The 15,980-nt window shown below is 72.4% G+C and carries 12 protein-coding genes; 8 read left to right on the plus strand and 4 right to left on the minus strand.

Annotation, left to right across the window (positions count from 1 at the left end):
• On the plus strand, positions 1-1,712 hold a 1,712-nt coding region (gene lnt / locus MXD61_RS16280), incomplete at its 5' end, for an apolipoprotein N-acyltransferase (protein ID WP_285223291.1).
• Positions 1,713-1,800: 88 nt separating this feature from the next.
• A complete protein-coding gene (locus MXD61_RS28130; RefSeq protein WP_308222770.1) occupies positions 1,801-2,628 on the plus strand; it encodes a polyprenol monophosphomannose synthase in 828 nt (275 codons plus the stop codon).
• Positions 2,629-2,755: 127 nt separating this feature from the next.
• On the opposite strand, the gene MXD61_RS16290 is transcribed toward MXD61_RS28130, so the two are convergent.
• A complete protein-coding gene (locus tag MXD61_RS16290; RefSeq protein WP_163550238.1) occupies positions 2,756-3,106 on the minus strand; it encodes an RNA polymerase-binding protein RbpA in 351 nt (116 codons plus the stop codon).
• Between the two features lie 96 nt (positions 3,107-3,202).
• On the opposite strand from MXD61_RS16290, the gene MXD61_RS16295 reads away from it, so the two are divergent.
• Complete coding sequence (locus MXD61_RS16295) at positions 3,203-3,631, plus strand: hypothetical protein (protein WP_248814140.1); 429 nt, start codon at positions 3,203-3,205, stop codon at positions 3,629-3,631.
• A 56-nt stretch (positions 3,632-3,687) separates the two neighbouring features.
• Positions 3,688-4,128 (plus strand): peptide-methionine (R)-S-oxide reductase MsrB, encoded by a 441-nt coding sequence (msrB, locus tag MXD61_RS16300; RefSeq protein ID WP_163550239.1) that lies wholly within the window; start codon positions 3,688-3,690, stop codon positions 4,126-4,128.
• Positions 4,129-4,609: 481 nt separating this feature from the next.
• On the opposite strand, the gene MXD61_RS16305 is transcribed toward msrB, so the two are convergent.
• A complete protein-coding gene (locus MXD61_RS16305) occupies positions 4,610-6,592 on the minus strand; it encodes a DNA polymerase (protein ID WP_248814142.1) in 1,983 nt (660 codons plus the stop codon).
• A gap of 78 nt (positions 6,593-6,670) precedes the next feature.
• Between MXD61_RS16305 and MXD61_RS16310 the strand changes: the two genes are divergently transcribed.
• The 3 genes from MXD61_RS16310 to MXD61_RS16320 all read left to right on the plus strand — a co-directional run bounded on the left by MXD61_RS16310 (position 6,671) and on the right by MXD61_RS16320 (position 10,637).
• On the plus strand, positions 6,671-7,297 hold the full coding sequence (locus MXD61_RS16310; protein WP_248814143.1) for a hotdog domain-containing protein: 627 nt from the start codon (positions 6,671-6,673) through the stop codon (positions 7,295-7,297).
• 298 nt (positions 7,298-7,595) lie between these two features.
• Complete coding sequence (locus MXD61_RS16315) at positions 7,596-7,883, plus strand: hypothetical protein (protein ID WP_248814144.1); 288 nt, start codon at positions 7,596-7,598, stop codon at positions 7,881-7,883.
• Between the two features lie 138 nt (positions 7,884-8,021).
• Positions 8,022-10,637 carry an RNA helicase gene (locus MXD61_RS16320; RefSeq protein ID WP_248814145.1) on the plus strand — a complete coding sequence of 872 codons (2,616 nt, stop codon included), beginning with the start codon at positions 8,022-8,024 and terminating at the stop codon, positions 10,635-10,637.
• Here MXD61_RS16320 and MXD61_RS16325 read toward each other — a convergent pair.
• Positions 10,615-13,266 carry a diguanylate cyclase domain-containing protein gene (locus MXD61_RS16325; RefSeq protein WP_248814146.1) on the minus strand — a complete coding sequence of 884 codons (2,652 nt, stop codon included), beginning with the start codon at positions 13,264-13,266 and terminating at the stop codon, positions 10,615-10,617. The genes MXD61_RS16320 and MXD61_RS16325 overlap by 23 nt on opposite strands.
• Positions 13,267-13,557: 291 nt before the next feature.
• On the opposite strand from MXD61_RS16325, the gene MXD61_RS16330 reads away from it, so the two are divergent.
• Positions 13,558-14,193, plus strand: coding sequence for a response regulator transcription factor (locus tag MXD61_RS16330; RefSeq protein ID WP_308222771.1), 636 nt, complete (start codon positions 13,558-13,560; stop codon positions 14,191-14,193).
• A gap of 87 nt (positions 14,194-14,280) precedes the next feature.
• Here the strand turns inward: MXD61_RS16330 and MXD61_RS16335 are convergent, their stop codons facing one another.
• Positions 14,281-15,852, minus strand: coding sequence for an AAA family ATPase (locus MXD61_RS16335; RefSeq protein ID WP_248814147.1), 1,572 nt, complete (start codon positions 15,850-15,852; stop codon positions 14,281-14,283).
• Positions 15,853-15,980: the final 128 nt, after the last annotated feature.

The raw sequence follows: 15,980 nt of genomic DNA on the forward strand, positions 1-15,980 counted from the left end.
CCGCACAGCCCCCCAACGCCCCCGCACCAACCACCCCCCGCACCACGCCACAGCCGGAAACGACACAACCAGAAGCCGACCACCCGGCCCCACCGCCAACCCCGGGGGAGAGGCCCACCCGCCGCCGCGACACCCTGCGCCGACGCACCCCACCCGCCCTGACCGCCCTCACCGGCGGCGTCCTGCTCTACCTCGCCACCCCACCCGTCGGCGCCTGGCCCCTCGCACCCCTGGCCATCACCCTGCTCACCCTCACCGTCCGCCACCGACACCTACGCGCCAGCTACACCCTCGGCCTCCTGTTCGGCCTCGGCTTCTTCCTCCCCCTCCTCCGCTTCGTCTCCTTCGTCGGCGCCGACGCCTGGATCGCCCTCGCCCTCGCCGAAGCCGCCATCCTCGCCCTCACCGCCCCCGCCACCACCCTCGTCTGGCGCCTACCCGCCCCCTGGCCCGCCCTGGCCACCGGCGCCGTCTGGGCCGCCGACGAAGCACTCCGCGGCCGCGCCCCCTTCGGCGGCTTCCCCTGGGGACGACTCGCCTTCACCCAGTCCCACAGCCCGCTCACCCCGCTGGTCGCCCTCGGCGGCGCACCCCTGCTCACCGCCACCGTCGCCACCCTCGGCGCCCTCCTCGCCCACACCACCCTCACCGCCCACAGCGCCTGGCCCACCCGCACCCACCGCGCCCACCCCACGCCCCCCACCCGCCGCCGCACCACCACCCGCCTCGCCGCACCCCTGCTCGCCACCCTCACCCTCACCCTCACCGGCCACCTCATCCCCCTCCCCACCAACCCCGAACACGGCACCCGCACCATCGCCGCCATCCAGGGCAACGTCACCACCGACGGCGGCATCCACGCCCTCGGCCGCGCCTTCCAGGTCACCACCAACCACCTCACCCAGACCCGCCGCCTCGCCGCCGACGTCACCGCCGGCCGCACCCCCCAACCCGACCTCGTCCTCTGGCCCGAAAACAGCTCCGACCTCGACCCCCTGCTCGACCCCACCGTCGCCACCGCCCTACGCGACGCCGCCCGCACCGCCAAAGCACCCCTGCTCGTCGGCGCCGTCCTCGACGGACCCGGACCAGGCCACGTCCGCAACGCCGGCATGATCTGGACCGAAAACGGCTTCACCGGCCACATGTACGTCAAACGCCACCCCGTCCCCTTCGCCGAATACCTCCCCGGCCGCGCCCTGCTCACCACCCTCATCACACGCTTCGCCGACGACATGCCCAGCGACTTCGTCCACGGCACCACCGTCGGCACCCTCCCCGCCGCCGGCACCACCATCGGCGACGTCATCTGCTTCGAAGTCGCCTACGACACCCTCGTCCGCGACACCGTCAACCACGGCGCCGAACTCCTCGTCATCCAGACCAACAACGCCTCCTTCGGACGCAACGGCGAAAGCCAACAGCAACTCGCCATGTCCCGCCTCCGCGCCGTCGAACACGCCCGCACCACCATCCAGGTCTCCACCAGCGGACAAAGCGCCCTCATCACCCCCGACGGCACCATCGTCGCCCAAAGCGGCCTCTACCAACCCGCCGTCCTGACCGCCACCCTGCCGCTGCGCACCAGCCGCACCCTCGCCGACCGCGCCGGCATCCTCCCCGAGGCGGTGCTGCTCACCCTCGCCCTGGGCGCCATGATGGCGGGAGCGCTACGCCGCACCACCCGCACCACACCAGCCGGCACCACCTGACCGACCCCGCGACCAGCCCCACACCGGCACACGGCGCACCCGCAGCACCGGGCACTCGGACATGCCCCCCGAAACGGAGAGGAACCGCGTGGATCACCACAGCGTCGTCGTCTGCATCCCCACCTACAACGAGCGGGACAACCTCCCCGACACCGCCCGCCGGCTGCGCACCGCCAACCCCACCGTCGACCTGCTCGTCATCGACGACGCCAGCCCCGACGGCACCGGCCAGATCGCCGACGACCTCGCCGCCACCGACCCCCACATCCACGTCCTGCACCGCACCGAGAAATCCGGCCTCGGCACCGCCTACATCGCCGGCTTCACCTGGGCCCTCCAACACGGCTACACCGTCATCGTCGAAATGGACGCCGACGGCTCCCACCAACCCGAACAACTACCCCGCCTGCTCGCCGCCCTCACCCACGCCGACCTCGCCATCGGCGCCCGCTGGATACCCGGGGGAGAGGTCCACAACTGGCCCCGACGCCGCCTCCTGCTCTCCCGCGGCGCCAACCTGTACGTCCGCGCCGCCCTCGGCATGCCGCTGCGTGACGCCACCGCCGGCTACCGCGCCTACCGCGCCGACGTCCTACGCGCCCGCGACCTCACCCGCATCGCCAGCCAGGGCTACTGCTTCCAGGTCGACCTCGCCTGGCAGGCCTGGCGCGCCGGCTACCGCGTCACCGAAGTCCCCATCACCTTCATCGAACGCGCCCGCGGCACCAGCAAAATGAGCAACACCATCGTCGCCGAAGCCTTCTGGCGCGTCGGCCTCTGGGCCCTCACCCACCCCCGACGCCGCCCCACCCCCCGCCCCACCAGCAGCACCGCCAGCAGCACCCCCACACCCATCACCCCCGACCAGCACCACCCCACCACCACCCTCCCCAGCAACGCCACCACCAGCAGCTAACCCCCCACACACAGCAACCACACCCGCACATGCCAAAGGGTCGGGCACGCAACCACCGTGCCCGACCCATCACCCCACCACGGAAAACCCGACACCAGCACCCCCACGCCCACAGGCGCGACAGCACTCAGGCGCTACGACGCCCCTCGCCGGTACCCCGCAGCACCGCCAACCGCTCCGCCAGCACCTCCTCCAGATCATCAGTCGTACGACGCTCCATCAACATGTCCCAATGCGTCCGCGGCGGCTTCGCCTTCTTCGGCTCCGGCCGCTCACCATCCACAATCACCGACGCCCCACCGCACACCCGGCACTCCCACGTCGACGGCACCTCCGCCTCCGCGGCGAACGGCATCGTGAACTGGTGCCCGTTCGGACAGTCGTAGGACGCCGACTGGCGCGGAGCAAGCTCGGTACTGCGGTCCGTCTCATACGACACCGCACCAAGACGGCTTCCCCGCAGGATGCGCTCGCCCATATAACTCCTCCGAGCGTCGAGTCGTCAGCAACTACCACCCGACAACGATCCAGCCAGCCAAGACGTTCCCGCCCCGGAAGGACACCTACCACAATCATGAACCCCACCCGCCGACACCCCCCCACCAGCCCCCCACACACCCTGCACACCCTCACCCTCGGTGTCCTCCGCACCGCCGTCGGACTCGCCGCCCTCACCCGCGCCGTCGACATCCTGCGCCTCACCGGCATCGACCGCACCACCGCCACCCACCTCGCCTGGACCGCCCGCCTCGCCGGCATCCGCGACATCGCCCTCGGCGCCGGACTCCTCACCGCCCACACCACCGGCCGCGACACCCACCTGTGGATCACCGCCGGAATGCTCGCCGACACCGCCGACGTTTCCGTCTTCGCCACCGCCACCGCCCGCGGCCACCTCCCACCCGCCCTCGGCACCGCCATGACCACCGCCGCCCTCGGCGGCGCCGCCGCCGCACTACCCCTGCTCCGCCGCCACCAGCCCACAACCAACACAGGGGAGTAGCAGCCGAAACACCCCCACCAACCACCACCAGTCACCACCCGAAAGGACCCCACACCATGACCACCAGCAACACCCCCGACCAACAGCCCACCAGCAACGACACCACCAGCAAAATCGTCAAAACCGACGAGCAGTGGCGCGCCGAACTCGACCCCGACCGCTACGCCATCCTCCGCCAGGCCGCCACCGAACGCGCCTTCACCGGCACCTACACCTACAACAAGGACACCGGCACCTACCGCTGCGGCGCCTGCGGCGCCCCCCTGTTCACCTCCGACACCAAATACGACTCCGGCTCCGGCTGGCCCAGCTTCACCGAACCCACCGTCCGCGACGCCGTCACCCTCATCGACGACCACTCCCACGGCATGACCCGCACCGAAGTCCGCTGCGCCCGCTGCGACAGCCACCTCGGCCACGTCTTCCCCGACGGCCCCGGCCCCACCGGCGAGCGCTACTGCATGAACAGCCTCGCCCTCGACCTCGACCCCCACTAACCCCCCCAAAAAACCGCGCCGATAATGCACATTATGTCAAGTAGGGCAGTGGGCGAGACAACGATCATCGCGTCGCGCCGTCGATAGGGATCTTCCGGTGATGCCGACCGCGTGCAGCGCGGCCGGCATCACGACGGGGCGACGCCACGCACCCTCTCCCGCTCCTGGCCGGCCAGGAGAGCCATATGTCGCGTTCCATCTGGAAAGTGCGGAGTCAGCGCCCCCTCCCCCGGGTGCCTGTTAGTGATCTTAGTAGTTGATCAATGGGTCGTGTGAATGTCAACACTGTTGATTATCTTGGTGATGGACGGAGGGGTGCGAACGGTCGCCGGTGCACTTCCTGTGCCGGGCCGGGTGTCCGTCCGGCCCGCTGATCCTGACGCACGGCTGGCCGTGGACGTTCTGGCACTGGTGGAAGGTGCTCGACCCGCTCGCCGATCCGGCGGCGACCGCCGACCCTGAACCCCCACCCCGGGCCGGGTCAGTGCGGCGCGTCGGACCAGCGGTGCAGGATCGACACGTCGGCGACGAGGCGCACGCCGCTGCCGGCCGCCCAGTAGGCGGCGGTCGCGGCCAGGGTGCGGTGCAGTAGCCCGGCGGCCTGCTCGGCATGCCGCCGGGGGACGTGGACCAGCAGCTCGTCGTGCAGGCACAGCACGACGTCGCCGTCGAGTGCGGCCAGTTCGATGCGGACCGTCGCCGCCCAGGCCTTGAACAGCTCCGCGGCGGCTCCCTGCACGACGGCGTTGCGGGCGAACCGCCCGCGGGCGATCAGGGCCTGCGGGGTCGGCGCGGCGTCGTCCTGCGCGTCGGGCGCAGGCGGGTCCGTCAGTCCCCGGGCCGCCCCTGGCCCGGCACCGGCGGCCGCGGCGGGGGCCAGGGGGATCCGCCGGCCACCGAAGGTACGCAGGTCACGGCCCTCACGGCCGGCGCTGTCGGCGGCGTCCAGGAAGGCCAGCGCCGTGGGGTAGGCGCGCCGCATCCGGCGCAGCGCCTCGCCGGCCGAGCCGGTGGTCTGCCCGTACATCGCGGCGAGCATCGCGATCTTCGCGTCGGCGCGCGGGCGGCCCAGGTGCGCGGCGACGGGGGCGTACATGTCGTCGGCGTGGGTGGCACGGGCCAGCGCGGTGTCACCGGAGACGATGGCGAGCACCCGCGGTTCGATCTGGCCGAGGTCGGCGCGGACGAACACCCGGCCCGGCTCGGCGACGACCGCGATCCGCAGGTCCGCGGGCAGGTTGTGCAGGCCGGCCTGGGCGGTCATCCGACCGGCCCCGCCGTCGCTGCCGTGCCAGGCGCCGCGTAGCCGGCCGTCGACGCCGACGTGTTCGTCCAACCAGCGGTGGCCGTAGGTGGTGGCGATCCGTTCGGCGCGCCGCCAGGCGAGCAGGGCGCCGACGACGGGATGCGCGCCCCGCAGCGGTTCGAGGCGACCCGAACGGGTGTCGGGGACGTCGATACCGATGGTGCGCAGACCCGCCCGCACCGCCGCCGGGTTGCGCAGGTCGACCGGTGCGGGCAGGTGGGCGAGCACGGGCGCGTCGCGGCGGCGGCGGGCCGTGTGCTCGTCAGCGGGGGTGTGCGGGCGAGGGCCGATCAGCTCGTCGAGCAGTGCCTCGGCGACGGGCCTGGCCAGGGGCAGCCCGTCGCGTTCGAGTTCACGGGCGAGCAGTTCGGCGGCGGACTCCGACCAGGCGGTGAGCACGGACAGGGGGATGCGGCCCGGCTGGGGACGGCCATCGACCAGACGGCGCAGCGCCACCGTCTGGTGCTCGTGCACCGTCAGGGCGAGCTGGGCCAGCCGGGCGGCGCGACGCAGCGCCTGGGCGGCGGACGGGGCCCGGGCGAGCCAGTCGGCGTCGAGCTGACCGTCACCGCGTAGTGCGTCACCGTCGATCCCGATCTCACCGCCGACGCCGGCGTCGGCGTGGCCCGCCCCGGCCGAGACCGGCGCACGCAGGACGGCGTCGGCCCCGGTGTCGTCGCCGGAGGCCATCGTGGCGACATCCCAGAGATCAAGCTGCCCCGCGGCGGCCCGCATGGGACGGGTGGATCCCCGCGGCGGCGGTGGCGGCAGGCCCACGGCAGCCGCCCAGACGGCCGGTTCGTCGCCGCGGCGGCCCCCGTGCAGCAGGCGGTGCACGGCGGACAGATCCCAGCAGGCGGCCAGGCGCACCCGGGCCGCGAGCGCCATCTGCGTCGCGGGCCGCGACGACCACCACACCCAGCGGGGCCCGAGACGACGTTCGATCTCGGCGAGGTGGCGCCCGGCCTCGCCCGGGCCCGCGACGACCCCGAGCCCCGCCGGCCCGGGCGCCAGGCCTGCTGACCAGGCCAGCGCGAACCCGACGCCGGGCACGGCAACGATGGCCAGGGGATGGCGGGCGGGAAGCTGCGCCGCCCACAGCGCGGCGCACGGGTCAGATCCCGGTCGCGACAGGACACAGACCGGCGCCGAGGGCATGGGTCGATTCTGACCGGTGGGTCCGACAGTTCTCCCCCACCCCACTCGCCCTGCGGCCGGGTTTGTCATGCTGGGCCGGTGAGTGAGGTCAGCACGGGGCATGCGGATTCCCGACCATATGGCCGCCTGGCCGACACACCGGAGCCTGCCGGCGGCGCGGACTACGAGCGGTTTGCCGCGAACCTGCGTCATCTGTTGGATGCCGTGGGGGGCGCGCGGCTGCCGGACCCTCTGGTCAGCCGGGTGGCCGACCAGCTGGCCGAGCTCGGCGCGCAGCTCGCCCCGTTCGCTGTCGCGGAGAGCGACCGGGTCGCGGGGCGGCGCTTCGACCTGCCGGGGCGGGGCCAGACGATGGTGCCCGCCCTGCACTGGGACGAGGCCGACGCCCACCATGGCCGGTGCCGGCTGACATTCGGTCGCCATTACCTCGGCGGCGGTGGCGCGGCGCATGGTGGTGCGGTGCCCCTGGTGTTCGACGAGGCGCTCAGCGCGGTGGCCAACCGGGACCGGCCGATGGCCCGCACCGCGTATCTGCACGTCGACTATCGTGCGATCGTGCCGATCGACACCGAGCTGTGGATCGACGTGGAGGTCGACCGCGTCCAGGGCCGCAAGTGCTATCTGCGCGGCGGACTGCACCATGGCGATGTCCTGTGCGCGCAGGCCGAGGCGCTGTTCGTCGAACTCAGGCCCGGGCAGCCCTGACACCGGCCTCACCCCTGGTGTCGGCGCCCTCCTCCCCCGGGTGCACTCGTCCCAGGTAGGTTTCGCCAGCATGATCGTTTTCCTGCCGGCGGAATGGCGTCAACGCCGTTGATTATCTTGGTCGGGGATGGTCTGGGCGGTGGAGTACCGTCGGGCGCGCCCGGGTGCACCGCTGGACGTGGTCTACCGCTGGACGTGGTCTGCGGCGACGCGACAGGCGAAATGCCAGCGTTCGAAACGTGAACCGGTGAGAATCCCGGTCTACGGGGATATAAGGGTTCGGGGGAAAGGTGGCCGGATGGCGGGGCGGGACAGTGAGTACGAACGTCCCATCCTGCTTGCCTGCGGCGGCTGCGACGCCCGGTGGACCGCGCTGACCGCCGCACACTGCCCGACCTGCCATACGACGTTCGCCAGCGCCACCAGCGGGTTCGACGCCCATCGGGTCGGCGGTACCTGCCAGCCGCCACCGCGGGTGGGGCTGCACGAGGACCGCGGCTACTGGCTGCTCGCCGACGAGCGCGCCCCGGGCCGGGTCCTGCACGCCGAACCACCGGACACGATCACCCGCCGCATGGCCGGCTGACGGGGCCGGGCCGCTCCCCCGCACCACGCGGCTGGCCAGGGCGGACGGCGGGCGGGGCCGCTCGGTCGGCCCCTGGCGCCGATCCCGGACGGCGCCGCGGTGCGGTGGGCCGCGAGGATCAGGCACGATCAGGAGACCATGACTCTCGCCGACCACCTTCCCCCGCGTGTCGCCGGCGCTCCGGCTGCCCCCGGCGCCCCCGCGCTCACCACCTCCGCCCTCACCGCCACGATCGCCGCCGAGCCGGATCCGGACGCCCTCTACGACGCGTTCACCGCGTGGACGTCCGAGCAGGGCCTGGAGCTGTACCCGGCGCAGTCGGAGGCTCTGATCGAGATCGTGTCCGGGTCGAACGTCATCCTGGCGACGCCGACCGGGTCGGGCAAGAGCCTGGTCGCGGCCGGGGCGCACTTCGCGGCGCTGGCCGCGGGGCGGCGCACGTTCTACACGGCGCCGATCAAGGCGCTGGTAAGCGAGAAGTTCTTCGCCCTGTGCGCGATGTTCGGGGCGTCGAACGTCGGGATGATGACCGGTGACGCCAGTGTCAACGACACGGCGCCGATCATCTGCTGCACGGCGGAGGTCCTCGCGAACATCGCGCTGCGCGACGGGGTCGCCGCGGACGTCGGCCAGGTGGTGATGGACGAGTTCCACTACTACGCCGATCCCGACCGGGGCTGGGCCTGGCAGGTGCCGCTGCTGGAACTGCCGAACACCCAGTTCGTGCTGATGTCGGCGACCCTGGGCGACGTGTCGCGGTTCGAGACGGATCTGACCCGACGCACCGGGCGGCCGACGGCGGTGGTCAGTTCGGCGCAACGTCCGGTGCCGTTGTTCTACCGGTTCGTCACCACGGCGTTGCACGAGACGATCGCCGAGCTGCTCGAGACCCGCCAGGCCCCGGTGTACGTCGTGCACTTCACCCAGGCGCAGGCGCTGGAACGGGCGCAGGCGCTGATGAGTGTGAACGTGTCGTCGCGGGGTGAGAAGGACGCGATCGCGGCGGCGATCGGTGGGTTCCGGTTCACCGCCGGGTTCGGGAAGGTGCTTTCCCGGCTGGTGCGTCATGGCATCGGGGTGCATCACGCGGGGATGCTGCCGAAGTACCGGCGGCTGGTCGAACAGCTCGCGCAGGCGGGGCTGTTGAAGGTGATCTGCGGGACGGACACCCTCGGGGTGGGCATCAACGTGCCGATCCGCACGGTGGTGTTCACCGCCCTGTCGAAGTACGACGGGACGAAGGTGCGGCTGCTGACCGCCCGGGAGTTCCACCAGATCGCCGGACGCGCGGGGCGCGCCGGGTACGACACCGTCGGCAATGTCGTGGTGCAGGCCCCGGAGCATGTGGTCGACAATCTGAAGGCGCTGGCGAAGGCCGGGGACGATCCGAAGAAACGGCGCAAGGTGGTGCGCAAGAAGCCACCGGAGGGCAGTGTCGGCTACGGCGAGCCGACGTTCGACCGGCTCGTGACGGCCGAGCCGGAGCCGTTGACGTCCCAGTTCACCGTGTCGCACGCGATGCTGCTCAACGTGATCAACCGGCCCGGTGACGCGTTCGCGTCGATGCGCCATCTGCTCACCGACAACCATTCCGACCCCGCCACCCAGCGGCGGCTGATCCGCCGGGCGATCGCGATCTACCGGGCCCTGCTGGCCGCCGGTGTGGTGGAACGTCTCGACGGCCCGGACGAGCTGGGGCGCACGGTGCGGATCACCGGGCAGCTGCAGCTCGACTTCGCGCTCAACCAGCCGCTGTCGCTGTTCGCGCTGGCGGCGCTGGAGCTGCTCGACCCGGCGGCGCCCGGCTATGCCCTCGACGTGCTGTCGGTGTTGGAGTCGACGCTGGACAATCCCCGCCAGGTGCTGCACGCCCAGCTCAGCCGGGCCCGCGGCGAGGCGGTCGCGGCGATGAAGGCGGAGGGTGTCGAGTACGACCGGCGGATGGAACTGCTCGAGGAGGTCACCTATCCGCAACCGCTGGCCGAGCTGCTCGGCGCGGCGTACGCGACCTACCGGCAGGGCCATCCCTGGGTCGACGACTACGAGCTGGCGCCCAAGTCGGTGGCCCGCGAGCTCTACGAACGGGCGATGACGTTCGCCGAGTACGTGTCGTTCTACGGGCTGGCCCGTTCGGAGGGGCTGCTGCTGCGCTATCTGGCCGACGCCTACAAGGCGCTGCGCCAGACGGTGCCCGAGGACGCCCGCACCGAGGAGGTCAGCGATCTCACCGAGTGGCTGGGGGAACTGGTCCGCCAGACCGACTCGAGTCTGCTCGACGAGTGGGAGCGGCTCAGTGATCCGGGCTCCCCCGCCGACGCGGCGCTCGCGGCGGCGGCGCTCGACGATCGACCGCCGGCGGTGACCGGTAACCCACGGGCGTTTCGGGTGCTGGTGCGCAACGCGTTGTTCCGCCGGGTGGAGCTCGCCGCCCTGCGCCGCTGTGACCTGCTTGGGGAGCTGGACGGGCCGGCGCCGGGCGGGTCCGGGGTGGCGGGTTCGACGTTCGACGCCGAGCGGTGGCAGGCGGCGCTCGAGGGCTACTACGAGGAGTACGACCGGATCGGCACGGGTCCGGACGCACGCGGCCCCGCGATGCTGCTGCTGAACCAGGACGGGCCGGTGTGGACGGCCCGGCAGATCCTCGACGACCCGGCCGGGGACCATGACTGGGGGATCAGCGCGGAGATCGACCTGGCCGCCTCCGACGAGGCCGGCGTCGCCGCCGTGCGGGTCACCGCGGTGGACCGTCTCTGATCCCCGACATGGGGGCGGGTGGGGCGGTGGCGACGGGAACGGCGCGGGGGACGGCGCGGTCGTCGGTGCTGATGGCCCTGGGCAGGCCGAGGCCGACCGCCCGGGCCGCGGCGTCGGCGTCGACCGGGTTGGTGAGGATCATGTACTCGTCCAGCTCGTTCATGATGCGCAGGACGTGGTCACGGATGGCCTGGTGGCGCCGGTTGAGGTGTGGGGACAGCCAGATGGCGCTCACCGCGTGGTCGACGGTGACCGATGTGATCGGCAGGATACTCATGATCATCAGGTTCGCGTCGGCGGCGCCGAAGTCGGCCACCCCCACGTCGATGCCGGTCGCGATCAGGTCGTTCAGCGGGCCCAGGCAACTGTCGATGTCGAAGCCCCGTTCGGCGCCGTAGAGGTCCGCGATGACCTCTTCCGGGCGCAGGCTGCCGTCGTCCATCGCCGCGCGCAGCGCGTCCAGCACCGTCGCCGCCACGGGTACGCCGGCCAGTATCGGCAGGTACACCGGCGGCGGGGTGGTGGGGCTGGCGCGCAGCCGGGGGAGGTCGGCGACGACGCGCGCCAGGGCGGCGGCGGTGAGCAGGGGGATCAGCTGCGTCTGCTCGTTGGTGGGGACCAGGGTGACGGCCGGCAGATCACCGTGTTCGGGGTGGCACCAGCGCAGCTGCGCCTTCGCGCCGACCGCGTGGCCGTCGCGCACGTCCACGACCGGGCTGTAGCGCATCCGCAGCGAGCCCTCGCCCGGATCCCCGCGCAGCGCGCGCAGCAGCGCGACCCTCGGGGACATGCTGGCGGGATTGTTCTCCAGACTCGGGTCGTAGAGGGTGAGGCTGCCCTTTCCGGCGCGTTTCGCCGCGTACATGGCCGCGTCGGCGCGGTGCAGCAGACTCTCGGAGGACGGTTCCTCCCACGCCTCGGCGACGACCAGGCCGACACTGGCGCGCACGCTGTGACGCACGCCGGAGAGCACCGTGGGTGCCCGCACCGCGGCGAGCACCCGGCTGCCGATGGTCGCGGGAGTGTCGCCGCCGGGTACCAGCAGGATCGCGAACTCGTCGCCGCCGAGGCGGGCGACGGTGTCCCCGGCGCGCACCGCGTGGGTCAGCCGGCTGCCGGTGACCTGCAACAGCCGGTCGCCGGCAGCATGACCGAGGGTGTCGTTGACCCGTTTGAAGTCGTCCAGGTCGACGTAGATGACGGCGAAGGAGCGGCCGTCGTCGCGTTGGCCGGCCAGGGCGGCGTGGAGCCGGTCGGCGAACAGGGCGCGGTTGGCGAGGCCCGTCAGCGGATCGTGGTAGGCCTGCTGCTGCAGGCGTTGTTCACTGCTCTCCAGGCGGTGCAGCAGACCGACGTTGTCCGCCAGAGTGATCATCTGGCGGGCGAGGACCAGGACGGGCAGGGCCAGCAGCGCGACCACGTCCACGACGTCCAGCCCGCCACCGACGGACACGTCGACCAGGGCGATGAGGCTGGCGGTGGCCAGTGGTAGCAGCGGCAGCAGGATGTGCGCCCAGCGTTTCGTGAACGGGCCGGGTCCGGGTGACGCACCGACGTCGGCGCGGGCGCGGGCGGGGGCGTGTTCGGGGGCCAGGCAGGCCAGCAGCAGGCACCAGCTGGCCAGCAGCCAGGCGATCTCCGAGCCGGAGCGCAGGACGACATGCTGGACGGCGACGTTCGCGGTGTAGAGGAGCAGGCTCGCGGAGATCCCGGTGAGCGCGACGGAGAGCAGGACGAAACCGGTGGTCGCCGCCGGCCGGCGAAAGATCCATAACAGTGCGGTGGTGCAGACCAGCACCTGGCTGAACACGCACAGGACGAGGGCGGTGACGAAGTGTTCGGTGTCGCCCACCCTGTTGTCGACGATCCGGTGCAGGAACAGCGCCCAGGCCAGCAGGTTCACCGAGCCGACGACGATGAGACTGTCCAACAGGGTGGTGAGCCACCAGCGGTGGCCCACCAGCACCCGTCGTTCGGCGGCGGCTCCCGGCGCGTGTATCGGGTAGGCCAGCAGCGCCACCAGCGCGCAGCCCACGATCGGCAGGAACAGCAGATAGTCGTAGCCGAGGTGTAACTGGTCGGACAACGGCCCCCTGGTCGGGGAGATGAACACCGCGGCCAGCGCGGCGAGACCGATCGCGAGGTCCACCGCCGCCACCAGCAGACGCCAGGTGCGGTGGCGGCCGCGCGCACGGCATCCGGTGCGTACGGCGACGGCGCACGCGAGCAGCAGGACGACGGCGATCACCGCGCGCAGCACCCGCGGCGCGACGGTGTCGGGCAGGAGCAGCACCCCGGGGCAGATCACGGCGCAGCTCACCAGCGCGATCACCAGCCAGATCCGCATCGTGGGCGTCAGGCGCCGGGCGGTCGGCGGCGCCGACAGGTGCACCGTCCGCCCGGATTCGCGGTGCGACGCGGGTGGACGGCCCGTGTCCCACCCGGAGTTCGGATCGACACCACGGTCGACGCGACGCGGGGACGTCCCCGGGCTGGGATCGAACAGCGGCTCGGCGACGGGAGCGACCGCGACGACAGGAGCGTCGCGGGTGGAGCCGGTCGGTGCGGTGGAGCCCGGCGGTGCGCTACCGCGCGCGCCGATGCTCGACCGGTCGGATCGGGACATCATGACTTCGTTGGATTTCGTCGTGATCACCTCGCCCTGTCCGGCCAGGCCAGCTGGACGACTCTCCCTTGCCCGAGCCACCCCGTGTTCCTGCCCGGCCCGAGGGGTTCCTGACGCATGGAGAAGGACGCGCTTCTCAGCGTGACCCCTTGTACGTATGGCAACCGGCCCCTCGCGGGCCCCGCCACCCCGCCCCGCCACCCCGCCCCGGTGCGCGGCCCGGACGTGCCACCTGCCGCCGGGGTCACCCCCGTTCGCGGCCGCGGCGACCACCTCGAGCAGTATCGTCACACTGTGAGCACCGTACGGGTTTTTCTGCTGGATGACCACGAAATCGTCCGCCGGGGGATCCGGGAGATGCTGTCCGAGACCGGCGACATCGACGTGGTCGGTGAGGCCTCGACGGCCGCCGAGGCGCTGCGCCGTATTCCCGCGACCCGGCCGAGCGTGGCCGTGCTGGACGCCCGCCTCGAGGACGGCAACGGTATCGACGTCTGCCGGGATCTGCGTTCCGCGCATCCCGAGATCGGCTGCCTGATCCTCACCTCGTACGACGACGACGACGCCCTGTTCGCCGCGATCATGGCCGGGGCGGCCGGTTACCTGCTCAAGCAGATCAAGGGCACCGACCTGGTCGGGGCGATCCGCACCATCGCCTCGGGGCGGTCCCTGCTCGACCCGGCGGTCACCCAGCGGGTCCTCACCCGGCTGCGCGAGGGGCCGGCCGAGGATCGCAAGCTCTCCACGCTCGGCGAGCGGGAGCGTCAGATCCTCGTGCTGATCGCCGAGGGGCTGACCAACCGGCAGATCGCCGGGCGTATCCACCTCTCGGAGAAGACGGTCAAGAACTACGTGTCGGCGATCCTGGAGAAGCTCGAGCTGTCCAGCCGCACCCAGGCCGCCGTCTACGCCACCCGCATCGACAAGTAGCCAGCCAGCCAGCCAGCCAGCCCACCGGAGCACCGGAGCACCGGAGCACCGGAGCGCCCGGTCCCGCGGGGCGGGGCTCGGCTGCCGCTAGTCGAGGTGGTTCAGGACGGTCTGCAGCGCCTCGGCCACGGACACCGCGGTGCGCACCACCGTCGCCGACGGCCACGGGTCGGCCCGGGCCGCCATCGCCTGGTGGATGGCCCCGGTCGCCTCGCTCGCGGCGGGTCCGGCGGCGATCCGCCGGGCGATCCGGGCGGCGGCGACCTCCGGCGCGGTCACGCAGTGCAGCTCCACCAGATCGGCGCAGACCTCACCGGCGAGCTGCGCGGCGATCGTGCGGTGCCCGGCGCTGGAGAACGAGGCGTCGAGGACCACGCTCTCCCCCCGGCACAGCGCCGCCCGGGCCCGCCGCAGCATCTCCGTGTAGGTGGCGTCGGTGATCTCCGGGGCGTACCGGCCGACACCGAACGTGCCCTCGTCGGGGCTGGCCGGCTCGCCGGCGAGTTCCCGGCGGATGATGTCGCTGCGCAGCAGGACCCAGTCACCGACCTCGGCCAGCCGGCTGGCCAGCGTCGTCTTCCCGGTGCCGGGCAGGCCACCGACGACGGCCAGGCGTACCCGTCCGGAACGCAGATGCCGGTGGGCGACGGCCAGCAGCCGCCGGGCCCGCTCGGCGGCGTCCGGATCGCCCTGCCCGTGCGCACAGGCCATCCGGGCCTGGTCGAACGCCCGGTAGGCGACATAGAAGTGCTGCAGGGAACGGGGATGGACCTCGCCGCTGAACTCGCGGTAGTCCTCCAGGAAGTCGGCGGCCTCCTCGGCCGCGCCCAGCCGCTCCAGGTCCATCGCCAGCGACGCGACATCGCCCAGGATGTCCCCGGCGCGGGCCAGCGGGTCGCTTTCGACACAGTCGAGGATCCGCGGGCCGTCGTCGAGGCAGAAGATGTCCTCGGCGAGCAGGTCGCCGTGGCCGTCGCGAATCCAGCCGGCCCGGGTCCGTTCGGCGAGCAGCTCACCGCGTCCGGCCAGGTAGCGCAGCGCCAGCCGGCCGATGTCGTCGACGACGGCGGCGTCGAGCTGGCTGCCGCGAAACACCGAGATGCCGGCCAGACCCTCCCGCCAGCGGGCCTCCAGCGCCGCCCGCTCCCCCGCCGCGGCGATCCGTGGGGACGTCTCGCACCGCTGGTGGAACACCGCCAGCGCCCGGGCGATCGAACGCAGCAGCGGCGCGAGCCGCGCCCCCCGGCGCACCAGCGTGGACAGCTGACGGCTCGCCGGCATCCGCCGCATCACCACCAGATGGTCGAGCAGGGTGCCGGCGTCGTCGTACAGATCGGCGACTCCCAGGTAGACATCGGGTGCCAGCCTGCGGTTGAGCGTCACCTCGGCGGCGCACAGCTGTTCGCGTTCGCGCAGTTCGGCGGCGGTGGGCGGGCCGGCGGGCAGGGGCTTGCGACGTTTGTAGGCCCGGTCGGCGGTCAGGTACAGCACCGCCCCGTGGGTCTCCCGGATGGACGCTGCGGCGAGGTCGGCGAGCTGCGGGGCGCGCAGCCGGGGCGGTCCCGCCCCGGGGACGGCCGGGACCGGGACGCCGGTCGGACCGCGACTGTCACCGGCACCTGCGCCGGGCAGCGCATCCCGCACATACTGGACGGTCATCGCCTCTCCCGGGGGTTACGTGAAACTCTCGCGGACGACGCCCGTTCCACCGTCGAACAGTCGAACTGCGGCCTTTGCTGGTTCTCACTGGTCATGCTCTCCGGCGGACGCCACGCGCACGACCGCCA

Origin of the sequence: Frankia sp. AgPm24 (assembly GCF_023243055.1) — a bacterium.
Lineage (GTDB): Bacteria > Actinomycetota > Actinomycetes > Frankiales > Frankiaceae > Frankia > Frankia umida.

Excerpts from the sequence above, each read along its gene's own strand:
- msrB (WP_163550239.1), top strand. The coding sequence starts at position 3,688 with ATGACCACCAGCAACACCCCCGACCAACAGCCCACCAGCAACGACACC.
- MXD61_RS16305 (WP_248814142.1), bottom strand. The coding sequence starts at position 6,592 with ATGCCCTCGGCGCCGGTCTGTGTCCTGTCGCGACCGGGATCTGACCCG.
- MXD61_RS16335 (WP_248814147.1), bottom strand. The coding sequence starts at position 15,852 with ATGACCGTCCAGTATGTGCGGGATGCGCTGCCCGGCGCAGGTGCCGGT.
- MXD61_RS16315 (WP_248814144.1), top strand. The coding sequence starts at position 7,596 with ATGGCGGGGCGGGACAGTGAGTACGAACGTCCCATCCTGCTTGCCTGC.
- MXD61_RS16295 (WP_248814140.1), top strand. The coding sequence starts at position 3,203 with ATGAACCCCACCCGCCGACACCCCCCCACCAGCCCCCCACACACCCTG.
- MXD61_RS16290 (WP_163550238.1), bottom strand. The coding sequence starts at position 3,106 with ATGGGCGAGCGCATCCTGCGGGGAAGCCGTCTTGGTGCGGTGTCGTAT.
- MXD61_RS16325 (WP_248814146.1), bottom strand. The coding sequence starts at position 13,266 with ATGATGTCCCGATCCGACCGGTCGAGCATCGGCGCGCGCGGTAGCGCA.
- MXD61_RS16320 (WP_248814145.1), top strand. The coding sequence starts at position 8,022 with ATGACTCTCGCCGACCACCTTCCCCCGCGTGTCGCCGGCGCTCCGGCT.